Below are 18,450 nucleotides of genomic sequence, written 5' to 3'. Positions count from 1 at the left end.
CCGTCCACGCGGCGCCGGCGGCGGTCGGGGGGATTCCGGCCGCCGCCACTTGTTCCCCGGATTCCCCTTCCAACGGCAGGCCCCATGACCACCCACCAGACCCGCTGGTCCCAGTTCGCTGTGCTGGTCACCGTGTTCTTCTTCTGGGGCTTCGTCGCCGCCAGCAACGACATCCTGATCCCGGTCTTCAAGAACGCGTTCCACCTGTCGCAGCAGCAGAGCATGTACGTGGCGCTGGCGTTCTACGTCGCCTATACCGTCGGCTCGCTGGTCTACTTCTTCACCTCGCGCCTGATCGGCGCCGACGTGCTCAACCGCATCGGCTACAAGAACGGCATCTGCCTGGGCCTGCTGATCTCGGCGATGGGCTCGCTGCTGTTCTACCCGGCCGCGAACGCGGGCTCGTTCGGGCTGATGCTGTCGGGCCTGTTCATCGTCGGCCTTGGCTTCTCGCTGCAGCAGATCGCCGCCAACCCGCTGGCGATCGTGATGGGCAACCCGGCCACCGGCGCGCAGCGCTTGACGCTGGCCGGCGGCGTCAACAACTTCGGCACCACCATCGGCCCGCTGCTGGTCAGCTTCGCGATCTTCGGCAGCGTGATGGCGGGCGGCACCGAGGCCAGCATCGAGAGCGTCAAGACGCCCTACCTGGTGCTGGGCGCGGCGTTCGTGCTGGTGGCGGTGTTCCTGAAGTTCTCGCCGGTGCCCAACCACATCGACCTCGACGCGCTGGCCGAGGACGAGGCCGAGGATGCGGACAAGCTGGTCCACAAGAAGTCCGCGTTCGCCTATCCGCAGCTGGTGCTGGGCATGGTCGCGATCTTCGTCTACGTGGGCGTCGAGGTCTCCACCATCGCCAACCTGCCCGCGTACCTCGAGGAAGATCTGGGCATTCCCACTTCGCAGCTCGCGCCGTACGTGTCGCTGTACTGGGCCAGCCTGATGATCGGCCGCTGGGCCGGCGCCGCCGGCGCGTTCGAGGTCGGCATGAACGCACGACGCATGCTCACGGTGCTGCTGCCCTACGTCGCGTTCGGGGTGTTCCTGGCGGTGAACGCGATCGCCCGCCACGAGATCACCCAGTTCCTGGGCTACGCGCTGGTGATCGTGCTGATGATCGGCGCCACCTTCGCCAGCCGCGGCAACCCCGCGCGCATGCTGCTGATCTTCTCGCTGTGCGGCATCGCCGCGCTGCTGATCGGCATGTTCACCAGCGGCAAGGCCAGCATCGTCGCCTTCATCAGCGTCGGCCTGTTCTGCAGCACGATGTGGCCGTGCATCTTCGCCCTGGCGATCACCGGCCTGGGACGCAACACCAACCAGGGCAGCAGCCTGCTGATCATGATGATCATGGGCGGCGGTATCGTCAGCTGGCTGCAGGGCTGGCTGGCCGACGTGACCAGCATCCACATGAGTTTCGTGGTCGGAGTGGTGTGCTTCGCCTACCTCGCGTTCTACGCGGCGCGCGCACCCGGGATCCTGCGCAGGCAGGGCATCGACCTCGACAGGCTGACGGCGCAGGGAGGACACTGACGCCGGTCAGCTCCCCGCCAGGCACGTGCCCCACGCGATCACGACCACCGAACTGTTCCTGATCGCGATGGCGATCATCTTCGCCGTGCCTTACGCGGTGTGGCGCGTGTGCCGCACGGACTACTGGGCACCGCTGGTGGTGGTGCAGATCATCGCCGGCATCCTGCTCGGGCCCGGCGTGCTGGGCAAGGCGGTGCCTGAGTTCCACGCCACCGTGTTCACTGCGGATGTCATCACCGCGCTCAACGGCATCGCGTGGTGGGCGGTGATGCTGTTCGTCATGATCGCCGGCATCGAGCTGGACGTGCGCAAGGCCTGGCACAACCGCCGCGAGACAGGCGTGACCGCCGGGCTCGCGCTGGGCCTGCCGCTGGCGGCCGGCGCCGTGGTGGCGATGGGCATGCTGGGCTTCGACGGCTGGATCGGCAGCCAAGGCCTGCCGTGGCAGTTCGTGGTCGGCGTGGGCATGGCCTGCGCGGTGACCGCGCTGCCGATCCTGATCCTGTTCATGGAGAAGCTCGAGATCCTGCGCGCGCCGATGGGCCAGCGCATCCTGCGCTACGCCAGCCTCGACGACATCGCGATCTGGGGCGTGCTGGCCCTGGTGCTGATGGACTGGGAACGGATCGGCCGGCAGGTGGCGTTCCTCGTCGCGTTCGGCCTGGCCTGCATCGTCTTCCGCAAGCTGATGCGCGCCGTCCCCATGCGCGACCGCTGGTACGTGATGCTGGTCTGGCTGGCGATCTGCGCATTCGGCGCGGACTGGGCCGGCCTGCACTTCATGGTCGGCGCGTTCCTGGCCGGCGTGGTGATGGACGCGGAATGGTTCGAGCAGGAGGCCATGGACCTGCTGCGCCACCATGTACTGCTGGTGGTCATGCCGGTGTTCTTCCTCAGCACCGGGCTGCGCACCTCGTGGGACGTGGGCGGCAGTGCGGTGTTTTTCGCCGCCGCCGCGCTGCTGGTCGCATCCGTCGCCGGCAAACTGCTCGGCGTGCGCATCGCCGGCCGCCTGCTCGGGTGGAGGCCAGGCGAAGCCTCGATCATCGGCTGGCTGCTGCAGACCAAGGCCCTGATCATGATCATCTTCGCCAACATCCTGCTCGACAAGCGGATCATCACCAGCGAGACCTTCACCGCGCTGCTGCTGATGGCGGTGGCCAGCACGATGCTGACGATCCCGATGGTGACGCCGAAGCTGCGGACGCCGGGTGCCTTGCGCACCGATGCGGCCGACCCCGCGGGTCGTCTGCGGCAGCCCTGACCGCCCCCCGATGCGGTAGCGCAGCGGGCCGATTCAGGGCTTGCCGGCCGGCGCGTAGCTGCGCATGTAGTCCATGTGCGGCGGCAGCGTCCCCGCGGTCGACAGCACGTTCGTGCGGATGTCGTCGAGAAAGCGTCCGAGTCCGTCCTCGCTCATCGCATCGGCGGTCGGATGGTAGCGCTCCGGCATGACCCCCTGGCCCATCATCACCTGGATCCAGGAATTCGCGCCGAAGAGCTCGCCGGGCACGTGGAAGACGCTGCCGGTCTCGCGGAACAGGTCGATGCGATGCTGCAGCGTGCCGGGGATGTCCATCTGCGCGATCGCACGCCAGTAAGGCGTGTCGCGCCGGTGGGTGAGGTGGTAGTGCATCACCACGAAATCGCGCACGTGCACCAGTTCCTCTGCCAGTTGCGCGTTGTACTGCGCGATCGCGGCGGGCGTGACCACCTGCGGGAACAGCTGCAGCAGGTGCATGATGCCGCGCTGGATCAGGTGGATGGTGGTCGACTCGAGCGGCTCGATGAAGCTGCCCGCCAGCCCGAGCGCGACGCAGTTGCGATGCCAGCACTTCATCCGTCGCCCGGGGCGGAAGCGGACCGGCCATGGGTCCTTGATGATCTCGCCTTCGAGGCTGGACAGGAATTCGTGCCGGGCCTCGTCGTCGGTGATGTAGCGGCTCGCGTAGACGATGCCGTTGCCGACGCGGTGCTGCAGCGGGATCCGCCACTGCCAGCCGGCGGTGCCGGCGATCGCGCGCGTGTAGGGCACCGCGTCGCGGACGGCCGTGGTCTGCGTCGCCAGTGCGCTGTCGTTGAACAGCCAGTGCGACCAGTCCTCGTAGCCGACATTGAGCGCCTTGCCGATGAGCAGCGCGCGGAACCCGGTGCAATCGACGAAGAAATCGCCGCGGATGTCCGTGCCGTCCTCCAGCCGCAGGTTGCAGATGTCGCCATCGTCGCCGACGCCGACCTCGACGATCTTGCCTTCGACGCGCTTCACCCCGTTGGCTTCGCTGAACCTGCGCAGGAAGCGCGCGTAGTGGCTCGCGTCCATGTGGTAGGCGTAGTTGATCCCGTTGCGGGGCAGGTGGCCGAACCGGTCCTGCAGCGCGGCCTGCAGTTCGACGCAGTAGTCCTCGTAGCCGCTCGCCAGTCCTCCGGCGCGTCCACGCAGCCAGAAATGCTGGAAGCCGGCCGACCAGTGGTCCTTGCCGTTGACGCCGAAGGAATGGATGTACCGGTGGCCGCGCTCGAGCCAGTTCTCGAACGAGATGCCGAGCTTGATCGTGCCCTGCACGGCCGACATGAACTCCTGTTCGGCGATGTCCAGTGCGCGGTGGAAGGTCACCAGCGTCGGGATGGTCGCCTCGCCCACGCCCACCGTGCCGATTTCCTCGGATTCGACCAGGATGATCTCCAGGGTCTTGCCCAACAGCTTCGAGATGCCCGCGGCCGCCATCCATCCGGCGGTGCCACCGCCGGCGATGACCACGCGTCGGACCGGCGTGCGCGGGCGGTCGTCGTCGGAAGTATCCACGTCTGTCGTCCTCATCGGTTGATCCGTTGCAGCAGCCGCGCGCGCAGGTCGCGCGTGCGCGCCTCGTCGAGTGGCGCGAGCACGCCGCGCGCATGGGGCGGGATGTGGTCCGCGGTCGCCTCGCCCGGCTCGAACACGTAATGCCGGAACACCTCTTGCCAGATCGCGCGCTGCGCCGGCGGCAGGTCGCGGATGGTCATGATCGCGTACATGAGCGTGTTCATCGGCGTGTCCATCCACGCCGGCGCATCGCGCCACCAGTAGTTCACCAGCACATTGAACGGATCGAGCCCTTCGACGTGGTGCCACCACATGCCCGGGATCAGGACCGCATCGCCCGGACCCAGTTCCGCCACCAGCGCATGGCGCATCGCCTCGGCGAAACGCGGGAACCTGTCGAGATCGGGCGCGGCGAAATCCACCAGGCTCACGGCCTGTCCGGCCGGCGTCGAATCGATCGGCCCGATGTAGAGGTTGGCCAGCTGGTCGGGCGGGAACAGCGTCACCCTCCGGCGTCCGGCGGCGACGCAGGCGAGGTTCTGCGGCAGATCCTGGTGCGCGGCGATGCGGCTGCGGTTGCCGATCCAGATGCTGGCCAGCGGCGCGCGCGAACCGAAGTCCAGGTCGTTCTCGCCGCGGAAGCCGGGCAGGAACGTGTCGATCGTGGTCGAGGCGACGTAGATCGAAGGCGGGGCTTCGTCCGCGAGGTACTTGCGCAGCGTTTCCAGCGCCACGCCCATGGGCACCTGCTCGCGACGGAAATTGAAACCGCTGAAGTCCGCGTTGTAGAACACGCGCCCGGACTCGCCCGGCGGCGCGACGGTCGCCACCACCGGCATGGCGCCGTGGTCGAATCCTTTCAGGTAATCGATCGCCGAATGGGCGGACCGGGCGGCATGCACGATCGGCCAGTGCGACACCAGGCCGCGCAATACGATCGGCAGATCGGAGGCGAGCACCGGATCCGGCAGGGAGCGGGCATCGATTCCGCCCAGCTCGGGAATGGGCCTAGCGGGGGGCAGCACGGCGGCGATTCGTGCGCTCGATCAGGTCGCGGAAGCGCGACATCGAAGCGAGCACCATGTAGATCGGCAGGAGATGGCCGTCGCCGGCCAGGCGCTCCAGCGCGGCGCCATCCAGCGCACCCAGCCGCTCTTCGTTGATGGTGTGGAAGCCGGCGAGCCGGTTGAGACTGCCGTCGTCGAGCCTGACGTCGAGGAAGAAGGCCTCGAGCAGTGCCAGGCGCTGCAACGCCTCGATGAATGCCGGCGTCGCGTCCACTCCGTCGTGGAGCGCCAGCAGCACCGACCGCACGCGCTCGAGGTGAGCGGTCGGGCCGCCCTGTTCGTCGAACAACGGCGCGCCTTCGGCGCCTGCCTGGCGCACGCGCGGATGGTCCATGTCGACGTGGACCAGGCGCTGCTCGCCCGCGATGCCGATCAGGAACGGTTGACGCTGGATCGACAGCGGAACGTAGGTCGCATCCCAGCGGTCGCCGTCGAGGAACAGGTTGCAGCCTTCCTGCAGGCCGAACAGCGCCAGCGGCACCAGTCCGCCCGCCGCCTCCCGGCGGAAGACGATCGGGTAGTGCGCCTGCACGCTGCGGAACTCGTCCGGGAACGTCAAGGCGCCCATGACGTCGTCGCCCAGATGGGCGCCATGGCCGACGGACACACGCAGGTCGCGGTGTTCGGTGTCGTTCAGGAGCAAATGCTGGCCCATCGATCCTCAACGGTTCCGGCGTAGCGGGGTGTCGCTCCCCGATCGTGCCCGATCAGCGCGCACAGGGAAAGAAGCCGACGGATGTCCGTCGGCTCCCTTCCGCTGCGCACCGCCGCGGGCGGCCCCCGGCCCGCATCAGAACCTATAGCGCGCGCCGAACATGTAGCGCGGCCCGGTCTGGGTGGCGTACCGGACCATGTTCTCGTGGCGTGCGTGCGTGCGCATCGTCTCGTCGGTCAGGTTGATGCCTTCCAGGCTCAGGGTCAGGTTCTCGCTGACCTGCCAGCTGACGTTCGCATCCAGCTGGCCGTACGCCTCGACGTGGTTGGGGTCGGTGCGCGGGCCGGAGCCGGCGTAGAACTCGTCGCGCCAGTTGTAGGCCAGGCGGACCTGCCAGTCGTTGCGGTCGTAGAACGCCACCAGGTTGGCCGAGTCGCTCAGGCCGACCAGCGGGTACTGCTGGCCCAGGCTCTGGTCGTCGAACGTCAGCCCGGAATCGACGATGGTGTAGTTCGCCGCCACGCCGAAGCCGGTCTGCCCGAACATGTGCTGGGCGTTGATTTCCCAGCCGTCGACCTCGTCCGAGCGCTGGTTGGCCGGCACGCTGATGTTGAACCCGGCGACCGGATCGCCCGGCAGCCCGGTGATGTTGCCGGTCGGGTTGCCCTCGCCGTCGACGCCGGTCTGGACCACGCCCGGCTGGCCGGCGAAGTTCTCGAAGATGTAGTTGCGGATGCAGGCACCATCGGTGGCCGGGCACACGGAGAGCGCGGCGTTCCAGTAGGCGCCGCCGATCGGCGTGGTCATCTCGAACGGCTCTTCGCGCACGATCGTCGTGCTGATGAAGTTCTCGATGTCCTTGCGGAAGTAGCCGACCGAGAAGTAGTTGCCTTCGCCGTAATACCACTCGAACGACAGGTCGAAGTTGTCGGACTTCAGCGGCTCGAGCGACGGATCGCCGCGGCGGCCTTCGCCGCCGGAGGCCCGCACCACCGGCTGCAGCACCTGCCCGGCGCTGATGTCGCCCCAGCCCGGGCGCCCGATGGTCTGGCTGTAGCTGCCGCGCAGCACCATCTCGTCGGTGATATCGAGCTTCAGGTCGAGGTTGGGCAGGACGAAGTCGTAACTGCCGGTGTCGCGCGTGAACTCGCGCTCGGGCGCGTAGTCCACCGCGAGCTCGTTCGCCGCGATCCAGGTGATCGTCTGGCCCACGCGCTGCAGGCCTTCCGACTCCACGTCGGTCTTCTCGTAGCGCACGCCGAGCGCGACGTGCAGCGGCATGACGTCGCCGAAGGTGGAGGTCCATTGCACGTACGCGCTCTCGGACTTCTCGCGGGTGCGGATGTCGTCGGTGAACTCGGTCGGCATCTCGTAGCAGCTCGGGCAGCCGGTGATCCCGATCGCCGCCTGGCGCAGGCGCTCGAAGTCGAACACCAGGAAGTCGTCGGTCCACATCGGGTTGCCGTGGTTGCCGAACGCCTCGAAGTAGCGCGCCATGCTGTCGTTGTACCAGATGTCGTCGTCGTAGTCGGCCGGGGTGCCGACGCCGCCCCAGGTGTCGCGCTGCATCACCGCGGACGCGGAGCGGTTGTTGACCTCCATCGTCGAGATGCCGAAGTCCAGCCCCGAGTAGTCGCCGAACTCAAACCGGCCCTTGGCCTGCAGCTGTTCGACCTCGGACTTGTTGTAGCTGTTCTGGAACACCGAGCCGGTCACCAGCGCCTGCGACGGATCGACCTGGCTCACGCCCGCCGGCAGCAGCACGTTGACGATCGGGATCTCGCCGCTGTAGTCCACGGTGGTGTTGCCGCGGATGTACGCGGCCACGCCGAGCACGCCGGCCGACCCGTAGGGGCCGCTGGGGCGCGAGGTGGCGCTGGAGTCGTGGTAGTCGAACTCCAGGCTGAGCGCGTCGTTGACTTCCCACTCGACGTTGAAGCCGAGCATGTCGCTGGTGGTCTCGCTGCCGATCCTGGCGCCGCCCATCGACAGGTCGGAGCCGACCATGTCCTCGGAGTACATGATGGGCGCTGCGATCGGGCCGTCGGTCCAGCTGCTGTCGCCGGCGCCCTGGTTGAACCAGACCGAGAGCTCGCTGCGCTGCACCTGCACCTGCTGTTCGATGTAGTTGTAGTCGACGGTCGCAGTGACGTTGTCCGTCGGCGCCCACTGCAGGGTCACCTGGCCGTTGGTGCGCTGGCGCTGGATGCCGTTGACGCTGTAGCCGGTGTTCTGCGGACGGGCGTAGATGTCGCCCGGTCCGGGCCGGTTCTCGATCCGGTCGGAATACCCCTGCCCTTCCTGCGGCAGGCACTGCCAGCAGCCCGGGTCGGCGTTGTCGCCGGCGAAGGTCAGCCAGCCGTCGGCGACGGAAGCCTGGTTGAAGCCGGAGTCGCGGTCCTGGTAGCTGCCGCTGAGCATCACGCCGAAACGGCCGTCGGCGTAGGTCTGGCTGAAGATGCCCGACAGCTCGCCGGTGAAGTCGCTGCCCTGCAGCGTCCGCGGCAGCCGCTGGTTGGATTCGTCGTAGACCGATTTCAGTCCGACGCTGACCACGGGCTCGGCCTCGAGCGGACGCGCGGTGCGCACGTCGATGGTGGCGCCGATGCCGCCGGTCGGATTGTCCGCGCGCCCGGTCTTGTAGACGTTCACCGCGGAGATGGATTCGCTGGCCAGGTTCGAGAAATCGAACGAGCGCGCCGAGGACGCGCCGGCGCCGCCGGGCCCGAGGTTCGAGGCCGGCATCTGGCGCCCGTTGAGCAGCACCAGGTTGTAGTCGGGACCGAGGCCGCGCACGGTCACCTTCTGGCCTTCGCCGCTGGAGGTGCGGTCGATCGACACGCCGCTGATGCGCTGCAGCGATTCGGCCAGGTTGGTATCGGGGAACTTGCCGATGTCCTCGGCGACGATGCCGTCGACGACGCCCTGGGCGTCGCGCTTGATGTTCATCGACGACTCCAGGCTCGCGCGGATGCCTGTGACGACGATGGTATCGAGTTCCGCGGGATCGTCGTTCGTCGCCTGTCCGGCGGGCGGCGACGGCGCGGGATCCTGGGTAACGGTTTGCGCCGCGAGCGGCGGGGCCAGCGCAAGCAGCAGCGCGGACGTCAACAGGCGCCGCTTGGGCGCTGTGTGTGTGTATTTCATGAACCTTCCTCTCCCAAGGTCGTCACGAAAGCGAATGGTGAGCCGCGACCATTGCGATCGGGCGCCGGCATTAGGAAGAGAAGCTGACAGCGTTGTCAACCGAAAATCGAATGGTACCGCTAACTACTTTTCGCACTGGATCAGTGGCTGGAATTCGCGTCATCGGCAAGACATTTTCTGACGCGCCCATGTCGCGTTCCAACTGCTTGGCAGGGCTGCTCCGACCCACATCGATCTCGCACACGGAACCCGCGCGGAGTGCGACAGTGCGCGCAACCGGGCCGCCTTGGGAGAGAGTAGAGAGTAGAGAGAGAGAGAGAGAACGTGACGCGCGCCCGCTGTCCGCACATACCCGCACGCTCGTCCCTCGCCCGCGCGTGGTGTCGCGCGATCGCTTTCGCGAGCGGGAATTGGCGGGCGCGAGGACAGGCCGTCGAGCCGGGTACGGACCGCTCAGGCTGGCCTGGGCCCCGTGGAACGCCGCAGTTGCAGCGTGTAAGGCACCGTCACCAGTCCGCCTTCGTCGCGGTCGCGGATCGCCTTGAGCAGTTCCAGCCCGGCCAGACGCCCCATCTCGCGGGTCGGTTGGCGCACGGTGGTCAGGGTCGGATAGATGTGGCGGGCGATCGGGGTGTCGTCGAAGCCGCACACCGACACGTGCCTGGGCACCGACAGCCCACGCTCGCAGATCGCGCCGATCGCACCGGCCGCCATGTCGTCGTTGGCGGCGAAGATCGCGGTCGGCGGATCGGGCAGATCGAGCAGGTGGTTGGCGGCGGCGAAACCGGAGTCGTAGGAGAACTCGCCCTGTACCACCAGCGCTTCGTCCGGCTCGATCCCCGCCTGCGCCAGTCCGTCGCGATAGCCGGCCAGCCGCCAGGCGCTCGCGCCGTGCGCGGCATGGCCCTTGATGTGCGCGACCCGCCGATGCCCGAGCGAGACCAGGTGCGCGATCATCTCCGCGACCGCGCTGCGCTCGTCGACGACCACGCCGATGCGGCGGTTGGACTCGGTCGGCGAGATGCTCGACCACGGGATCTCGAGTTCGTCCAGGCGCGCGAGCAGCGCGGCGTCGTCGGTGATCGGCGGGGTCAGCACCACGCCATCCAGGCGCGACTGCAGCACCAGCGACTCGACCTTGGAGACGATGTCCTTGGCGTCGTAGACGAGCGGCGCCAGCATCAGGTTGTAGTGCTGCGCCTGGCAGGCGTCGAGCACGCCAAGCTCGACCTCCATCAGGTAGTTGCTCGACGGGTTGTCGTAGAGCATCGCCACCAGGTACGACTTGCGTCCGGCGAGCACGCGCGCCGACGGATGCGGGCGGTACTGCAGGCGCTCGACCACCGCGCGCACACGCTCGCGGGTCGCTTCGGAAACGTTGGGTTCCTCGTTGAGCACGCGCGAGACGGTCTTCATCGACACGCCCGCTTCCGCCGCCACATCCTCGATCCGCACGCGCGCCATGGGTCTGCCGGTCCTGTCCGCGAAGCCTGCGGATTCTGCCAGAGCGTCGTCGGCCACCGCGCCGTCGCGGACGCCCGGCGCGCGCGGGTTGCCCGCGCGGCTGCTTTGCGGTGCCATGGCAGTCCTCCGGAACGCGCGATCCCGCTTGTGCTGTGCAACAAGCTTCGCCGGCGCAGACCGGGTATGGTGCACATTCTGACAACGCTGTCATGTCGCGACGCGCCATTTCGCGCGACGTGCCGGCTGATCTTCGACCCTACGGAACCGCCTCCATGCGTACAACCCGCACCTTCCTGTCCGTCACGCGCCTGGGCGCAGGCCTCGCCGCCGCGCTGCTGCTGGGCGCATGCAACGGCGAGCGCCCGGCTGCGGCCGGAACCGACGCGACCACACCCGCAGACGCGCCGGCCGCGGATGCAACGACGGCCTCCATCGATCCGGCGAACTGGCCGCAGCCCGAGTGGCCGTTCGCCGACGACGCCGAACTGGAACAGAAGGTCGATGCGCTGCTCGCCTCGATGACGGTGGAGGAAAAGGTCGGGCAGATCATCCAGGGCGACATCGGCAGCATCGCCCCGGAAGACGTGCGCAAGTACCGGTTGGGCTCGGTCCTCGCCGGTGGCGGCTCCGACCCCGGCGGCAAGTACAACGCCAGGCCCGAGGAATGGCTGGCGCTCGCCGACGCGTTCTGGGAAGCCTCGATGGATACCAGCGGCGGCGGCAAGGCGATCCCGGTGATCTGGGGCATCGACGCGATGCACGGCCAGAGCAACATCGTCGGCGCCACGCTGTTCCCGCACAACATCGGCCTGGGTGCGACCCGCAACCCCGACCTGCTGCGCGAGATCGCCCGCATCACCGCGATCGAGACCCGCACCACCGGCATGGAATGGACCTTCGCCCCGACCGTCGCGGTGCCGCAGGACGACCGCTGGGGCCGTGCCTACGAAGGCTATTCGGAGAATCCGGAGCTGGTCGCCAGCTACGCCGGCGTGTTCGTGGAAGGCCTGCAGGGCAAGCCCGGCACCCCCGAATTCCTCGACGACCACCACGTCATGAGCTCGGTCAAGCACTACCTGGGCGACGGCGGCACCGGTAACGGCAAGGATCAGGGCGACACCGTGGTGAGCGAAGCGCAGCTGCGCGATATCCACGCCGCCGGCTACGTGCCCTCGATCGCGGCCGGCGCACAGGCGGTGATGGCGTCCTACAACAGCTTCCACGGCGAGAAGATGCACGGCCACAAGCCGCTGCTCACCGACGTGCTGAAGGGACGGATGAACTTCGGCGGCTTCGTCGTCGGCGACTGGAACGGCCACGGCCAGGTGCGCGGTTGCAGCAACACCGACTGCGCCCAGACCTTCAATGCCGGCCTCGACATGGCGATGGCGCCCGACAGCTGGAAGGGCATGTACGAGTCCACGCTGGCGCACGTGAAGGCCGGCACGGTCCCGATGGAGCGGCTGGACGATGCGGTGCGCCGGATCCTGCGGGTGAAGTTCCGCGCCAACCTGTTCGAGAAGCCGAAGCCCTCCGAGCGCGCGCTGGGCGGCAGGTTCGAACTGCTGGGCGCGCCGGAACACCGCGAGGTCGCGCGCCGCGCAGTGCGCGAATCGCTGGTGCTGCTGAAGAACCAGGGCGGGATCCTGCCGCTGTCGCCGAAGTCGAACGTGCTGGTCGCGGGCGACGGCGCCGACAACCTCAGCAAGCAGTCCGGTGGCTGGACGCTGACCTGGCAGGGCGATGGCACCACCCGCGCCGACTTTCCTAATGCCGATTCGATCTGGGACGGACTCGAGGCGCAGGTCACCGCCGCCGGCGGCACCGCGGAGCTGGCCGAGGACGGCGCCTACACCAGCAAGCCCGACGTGGCGGTCGTGGTGTTCGGCGAGGAACCCTACGCCGAGTTCCAGGGCGACCTGTCGAACCTGATGTTCAAGTCGGGCAAGTCCGGCGATCTGGAACTGATCCGCAAGCTCAAGGCCGACGGCATCCCGGTGGTCGCCGTGTTCCTCAGCGGCCGCCCGCTGTGGCTCAACCGCGAGATCAACGCCGCCGACGCGTTCGTCGCGGCCTGGCTGCCGGGTTCGGAGGGCGGCGGCGTGGCCGACGTGCTGCTGCAGGGCGCCGACGGCAAGCCGCAACACGATTTCAAGGGCAAGCTCAGCTTCTCCTGGCCGCGTCGCGCCGACCAGTACGCCAACAACCACGGCCAGGCCGACTACGATCCGCTGTTCGCCTTCGGCCACGGCCTGAGCTATGCCGACGACGGCGATCTCGCCGCGCTGCCGGAGGACGCGGGCATCGACGCGGATGCCACGTCGGGCAATACCTGGTTCGAACGCGGCGTGCCGACCACCGGCTTCACCCTGCGCCTGGTGGGCGCGGACGGCAACGCCATGGACGTCGTGCATCCGGCGGCGAAGACCGGCGACGGTTCGCTGGAGATGAGCGCCATCAACCATGAGGTGCAGGAGGGCGCGCGCCTGTTCGCGTGGACCGGCAAGGCCACCGTGCAGCTGCTGTCCAACGAGCCGCTGGACCTGACCCGCGAGACCAACGGCGACGTGCCGGTGGTCACCACGCTGCGCGTCGACGCGCCGCCGACGGACGGCAAGGCGACGCTGTCGGCCGGCTGTGGCGAGGGCTGCCGCGGCGAGGTGGAGATCGGTGAGGCGCTGGCGAACCTGCCGCGCGGCGAATGGACGCGCGTGGCCGTGCCGTTGAAGTGCCTGCGTCTGCACGGCGCGGACACGGGCAAGCTCGCGGTGCCGTTCGAGCTGACCACGGGCGCCGGCAGCCGGATCGCGCTGACACGCGTCACCGCCAGCACCGACTTCGACCACAAGCTCGACTGCCCCACGAACTGAAGGCTTCCTCCGCCGGGACGCGTCGACGACCGCAAGGTCGGCCGTCCCGGTCTTTTCTTTCGCTGGCAGGGCGGCGCCCACCGGGCACGCGCCATCACTGCGCGGTTTTCGCGATCCGCCAGCCGCATGACACGCGTAACGCAGCGGTCCGCCTGCGGGACGGCCCGCACGCCCACCCGGGCCTACACTGGCGCACCCGCATATCCGGATGGCCGCCATGATCGACCTTTACTACTGGCCCACGCCCAACGGGCACAAGGTCACCCTGCTGCTCGAGGAGCTCGCCGACGCCGGGGCGAAGCTCGAGTACGCGATCAGGCCGGTCGACATCGGCAAGGGCGACCAGTTCGAACCGGATTTCCTGGCGATCTCGCCGAACAACAAGATGCCCGCGATCGTCGACCACGCCCCTGTCGATGGCGGCGCGCCGATCAGCGTGTTCGAGTCCGGTGCGATCCTGCTCTATCTCGCCAACCGCACCGGGCGCTTCTTCGGCGACGACGTGCGCCGCAAGGTCGAGGTCAACCAGTGGCTGATGTGGCAGATGGGCGGACTCGGCCCGATGACCGGGCAGTACGGCCACTTCCACGTCTACGCGCCGGAGGACATCGCCTACGCGAAGACGCGCTACGCCAACGAGGCGAACCGGCTGCTCGGCGTGCTCGACAGGCGTCTTTCCGGGCGCGCCTTCGTCGCCGGCGACGACTACACGATCGCCGACATGGCCATCTATCCGTGGGTCAACGCGTACGACAAGGCCCCCATCGACATGGCGCCCTATCCCGAGCTCCGGCGCTGGCACGCCGCGATCGCCGCGCGTCCGGCGACGCAGCGCGCCTACGCGCTGGCGAAGCAGGTGAATCCGGACGCCGGCAAGCCGATGGGCGACGAAGAGAAGAAGCTGCTGTTCGGCATCGACCCGAAACGCTGACGAATCGCGTAGCCCGGACAAGCGAAGCGCATCCGGGGCAGAACTCGGGGGTAGAGCGGTTCCCCGGATGCGCTTCGCTTATCCGGGCTACATGGACTGCACGGGGCTCCTACAATGGGCGCCAAGCCCGCCGGATGTCGTCCATGCGCCTGACCGCACTGCTCACCATGTCCCTGATCGCCGCCTCCGCCGCGCACGCCGCGCCAGTCTCCCGCCCGGGCAAGCTCACCCTCGAGGCCATCACCGGCGACGCGCCGCTGTCCGGCCCGACGCTGATGAAGCCGCAGGTCGCGCCCGACGGTTCGCGCGTGACCTTCCTGCGTGGAAAGGACACCGACCGCAACCAGCTCGATCTTTGGGAGTACGACGTCGCCAGCGGACAGACGCGGTTGCTGGTCGATTCGCGCGTGGTGCTGCCCGGGGCGGAGACGCTCAGCGACGAGGAGAAGGCGCGGCGCGAACGCCAGCGCATCGCCGGACTGTCGGGGATCGTCGACTACCAGTGGGCGCCGGACTCGCGGCGCCTGCTGTTCCCGCTCGGCGGCGAGCTGTACCTCTACGACCTGTCGAAGTCCGGTCCCGGTGCGGTCCGCAAGCTCACCGGCGGCGAGGGTTTCGCCACCGACCCCAAGCTCTCGCCGAAGGGCGGGTACGTCAGCTTCATCCGCGAGCGCGAGCTGTGGGTGATCGATCTCGCCTCCGGTCGCCAGGTGCGGTTGACGCACGATGCCGGCGACACCGTGGCCAACGGCATCGCCGAGTTCGTCGCCGACGAGGAGATGGATCGCCATACCGGCTACTGGTGGGCGCCGGACGACTCCGCGATCGCGTTCGCGCGCATCGACGAGTCGCCGGTGCCGCTGGTGCGCCGCTACGAAATGTACGCCGACCGCACCGAGGTGGTGGAACAGCGCTATCCCGCGGCCGGCGAGGCCAACGTGCGGGTGAAGCTGGGCGTGGTCGCGCCGCGGCAGGGCGCCACGCCGCGCTGGGTCGACCTCGGACCCGAGCCGGACATCTACCTCGCCCGCGTCGACTGGCGCGATCCACAACGTCTGACCTTCCAGCGCCAGTCGCGCGACCAGCAGCGCCTGGACCTTGTCGAAACCACGCTCGCCAGCGGTACGCAGCGCACGCTCGTCACCGAAACCTCGCAGACCTGGGTGCCGCTGCACCACGGCCTGCGCTTCCTCGACGACGGTCGCTTCCTCTGGCAGTCGGAACGCGACGGCTTCGAGCACCTGTACCTCGCATCGGAAGACGGCTCGGCGCTCGTACAGCTCACCGACGGCGACTGGCCGGTCGACGCGCTGCTCGCGGTGGACCAGGCGCGCGGGCTGGTCTACTTCAGCGCCGGCATGCGCACCACAGTGCCGGGCGTGCGCACCGACAACCTGTTGCCGAAGCCGGTCCCGGCACCGACCGAGCGCCATATCCACGTGGTACCGCTGGATGGCGGCGCGATCTCGACGCTGTCGCGCGAGCGCGGCGTCCACAACGCCAGTTTCGCGCGCAATGCCAGCGTGTACGTGGACAACTGGTCGAACACCGCGACCCCACCGCAGATCGACCTGCACCAGGCCGACGGCGCGAAGCTCGCCACCCTGCTGCCGAACGAGCTCGACGATCCGCAACACCCCTACGCGCCCTACCGCGCCGCGCACCAGCCGACGGAGTTCGGCACGCTGGTCGCCGCGGACGGCCGCACCCCACTGCATTACAGCGTGATCAGGCCCGAGGGCTTCGATCCGTCGAAGCGCTACCCGGCCGTCGTCTACGTCTACGGCGGTCCCGCCGCGCAGACCGTGCTCGACGCATGGCCGGGGCGTACCGATGCATTCTTCAACCAGTACCTCGCCCAGGCCGGCTACGTCGTGTTCTCGCTCGACAACCGCGGCACGCCGCGACGCGGGCGCGAGTTCGGCGGCGCGCTGTACGGCGCGCAGGGCACGGTTGAGGTGGACGACCAGCGCCGTGGCGTGGAGTGGCTGCGGGCGCAGCCCTGGATCGACGGCGAGCGCATCGGCGTGCACGGCTGGTCGAACGGCGGGTACATGAGCCTGATGCTGCTCGGTCGCGCGCCCGGCGACTACGCCTGCGGCATCGCCGGCGCGCCGGTGTCCGACTGGGCGCTCTACGACACCCACTACACCGAGCGCTACATGGGCCTGCCCGACGCGAACCCGGATGGCTACCGCGACGCGCGCGTGCTCGCGCATGCGGCGGGCATCCGCCCCGGCGCGCTGCTGCTGGTCCACGGCATGGCCGACGACAACGTGCTGTTCACCCACTCCACCGCGCTGATGAGCGACCTGCAGCAGCGCGGCACGCCGTTCGAGCTGATGACCTACCCCGGCGCCAAGCATGGCCTGCGCGGCCAGGATGCGCTGCATCGCTACCGGTTGGCGGAGACCTTCCTCGCGCGCTGCCTGACGCGCTGAGCATTGCCGTCGCGGCTCGGACACGGCGCGGCTGGCCCGCGCGAGTGGCGCGAGTGGCCGGGCGCAAGCGCCGGTGCGGTCGACGCGCCCCTGGCAGCCGCAGTCCGCCTGGCAGGCGAGGCCACGGCACCGCTCGCCGGCCTTCGGGCAGGGGACGTGGGTCGCGCAGATGCCGCCGGTGGGCGAAGCCGCGCACCGGGCGCGAACGGGACCGGCGGCGGGCTCCGTCGGCAGGCGCAAGCATGTGCGGTCTGGCCTCACTGGCGCCTCGCTATACTCGGCGCCCCCTGATGCGGACCGCCCGTGTGATCCAACCGTCCCCGCCGCCTTCGATGCGTCCCGTCGCCGTGCGTGCGTTCACCGCCACCACGGCGCTGGGCCAGGGCATCGCGGCGCAGGCCGCGGCACTGGGCGCACGGCGTGGAGGACTGCGTCGCAACGATTTCGGCGCCTCTCCGCTGCCGACCTGGATCGGCCGCGTCGACGGGCTCGAGGACAGCCCCCTGCCCGCCGCGCTGTCGCAGTGGGAATGCCGCAACAACCGGCTGGCGTGGCTGGCGCTGCAGCACGATGGCGTGCTGCCGGCGCTCGGGTCGCTGGTGGCGCGCCATGGCGCGGAACGGATCGCGCTGGTCATCGGCACCTCGACCTCCAGCATCGGCGCCAGCGAGGAAGGCTACGCCCGCGCCACAAGCGATGCCGACGACTCGCCGTGCATGCCCGCCGACCTGCAGCGGCCGATCGTGCACACCCCGCATTCGCTGGGCGACTTCCTGCAGCACGCCACCGGCCTGCGCGGGCCATGCGTGACGGTGGCCACCGCGTGTTCGTCGAGCGCGAAGGTGTTCGCGCAGGCGGCGCGGCTGATCGACGCCGGCGTGGTCGATGCGGCGCTGGTCGGCGGCGTCGACACGCTGTGCGGCAGCGTGCTGTTCGGCTTCAACGCGCTCGGCCTGGTGTCGGCGCAGCCGTGCCGGCCGTTCGACGCGGAACGCGACGGGCTGTCGCTGGGCGAGGCCGGCGGCTTCGCCGTGCTCGAACGGCTGGCGCCTGGCGAGGACGCGCCGCTGCAGTTGCGCGGCTACGGCGAATCCAGCGATGCGCACCACATGTCCGCGCCGCATCCGCAGGGCCTGGGCGCGAGCCTGGCGATGCGCGAGGCGCTGGCGCGCGCCGGCATCGACGCCGCGCAGGTGGGTTACCTCAACCTGCATGGCACCTCGACGCCGGCCAACGATGCGATCGAGGCGCGCGCGGTGGCCGACCTGTTCCCCGACACGCTGCACGCGAGCTCGACCAAGGGCTGGACCGGGCACACGCTCGGCGCCGCGGGCATCGTCGAGTCGGTGTTCGCGCTGCTCGCGCTGCGCGACGGCCTGCTGCCCGGCATCCTCAACAGCACCGCGCCCGATCCCGGCTGCGGCCCGCAGATCCGCTTCGACAATGCGCAGCGCACGATCGCGTTCGCGATGAACAATTCGTTCGGCTTCGGCGGCAACAACTGCTCGCTGGTGTTCGGCGGCGGCGGCGACGCGTGAG

The 18,450-nt window shown here is 69.0% G+C and carries 10 protein-coding genes and 1 pseudogene; 6 read left to right on the top strand and 5 right to left on the bottom strand.

The window, feature by feature from the left end; genetic code table 11:
• Positions 1–24: 24 nt before the first annotated feature.
• Positions 25–1,533 (top strand): annotated as a pseudogene (locus FZO89_RS19070) (MFS transporter); the annotation flags it as partial.
• Between the two features lie 25 nt (positions 1,534–1,558).
• Positions 1,559–2,797 (top strand): cation:proton antiporter, encoded by a 1,239-nt coding sequence (locus FZO89_RS11485; RefSeq protein ID WP_262378625.1) that lies wholly within the window; start codon positions 1,559–1,561, stop codon positions 2,795–2,797.
• Between the two features lie 33 nt (positions 2,798–2,830).
• Here the strand turns inward: FZO89_RS11485 and FZO89_RS11480 are convergent, their stop codons facing one another.
• The 5 genes from FZO89_RS11480 to FZO89_RS11460 all read right to left on the bottom strand — a co-directional run bounded on the left by FZO89_RS11480 (position 2,831) and on the right by FZO89_RS11460 (position 10,786).
• Positions 2,831–4,351 (bottom strand): tryptophan halogenase family protein, encoded by a 1,521-nt coding sequence (locus FZO89_RS11480; protein ID WP_149103382.1) that lies wholly within the window; start codon positions 4,349–4,351, stop codon positions 2,831–2,833.
• Entirely contained in the window at positions 4,348–5,361 is a 1,014-nt protein-coding gene (locus FZO89_RS11475; protein ID WP_149103381.1) for a cupin-like domain-containing protein, read from the bottom strand. Before FZO89_RS11475 ends, FZO89_RS11480 begins: the two co-directional genes overlap by 4 nt.
• Positions 5,345–6,058, bottom strand: a complete 714-nt coding sequence (locus tag FZO89_RS11470; protein WP_149103380.1) for a SapC family protein — start codon at positions 6,056–6,058, stop codon at positions 5,345–5,347. Before FZO89_RS11470 ends, FZO89_RS11475 begins: the two co-directional genes overlap by 17 nt.
• A 135-nt stretch (positions 6,059–6,193) precedes the next feature.
• Positions 6,194–9,205 (bottom strand): TonB-dependent receptor, encoded by a 3,012-nt coding sequence (locus tag FZO89_RS11465; protein WP_149103379.1) that lies wholly within the window; start codon positions 9,203–9,205, stop codon positions 6,194–6,196.
• Positions 9,206–9,658: 453 nt separating this feature from the next.
• A complete protein-coding gene (locus FZO89_RS11460; protein ID WP_149103378.1) occupies positions 9,659–10,786 on the bottom strand; it encodes a LacI family DNA-binding transcriptional regulator in 1,128 nt (375 codons plus the stop codon).
• 155 nt (positions 10,787–10,941) lie between these two features.
• On the opposite strand from FZO89_RS11460, the gene FZO89_RS11455 reads away from it, so the two are divergent.
• The 4 genes from FZO89_RS11455 (at position 10,942) to FZO89_RS11440 (ending at position 18,449) form a co-directional block, all read left to right on the top strand.
• A complete protein-coding gene (locus tag FZO89_RS11455; protein WP_149103377.1) occupies positions 10,942–13,539 on the top strand; it encodes a glycoside hydrolase family 3 protein in 2,598 nt (865 codons plus the stop codon).
• Positions 13,540–13,756: 217 nt separating this feature from the next.
• Positions 13,757–14,470 (top strand): glutathione binding-like protein, encoded by a 714-nt coding sequence (locus FZO89_RS11450; RefSeq protein WP_149103376.1) that lies wholly within the window; start codon positions 13,757–13,759, stop codon positions 14,468–14,470.
• 134 nt (positions 14,471–14,604) lie between these two features.
• Positions 14,605–16,911: a S9 family peptidase gene (locus tag FZO89_RS11445; RefSeq protein WP_187471133.1), complete on the top strand. Its 2,307-nt coding sequence runs from the start codon at positions 14,605–14,607 to the stop codon at positions 16,909–16,911.
• Between the two features lie 332 nt (positions 16,912–17,243).
• Positions 17,244–18,449 carry a beta-ketoacyl-[acyl-carrier-protein] synthase family protein gene (locus FZO89_RS11440; RefSeq protein ID WP_149103374.1) on the top strand — a complete coding sequence of 402 codons (1,206 nt, stop codon included), beginning with the start codon at positions 17,244–17,246 and terminating at the stop codon, positions 18,447–18,449.
• Position 18,450 lies beyond the last annotated feature (1 nt).

Origin of the sequence: Luteimonas viscosa, from assembly GCF_008244685.1 — a bacterium.
GTDB classification, from domain to species: Bacteria; Pseudomonadota; Gammaproteobacteria; order Xanthomonadales; family Xanthomonadaceae; genus Luteimonas; species Luteimonas viscosa.
The sequence above is the reverse complement of the archived record's forward strand: the minus strand, read 5'-3'. Positions and strand labels throughout refer to the sequence as shown.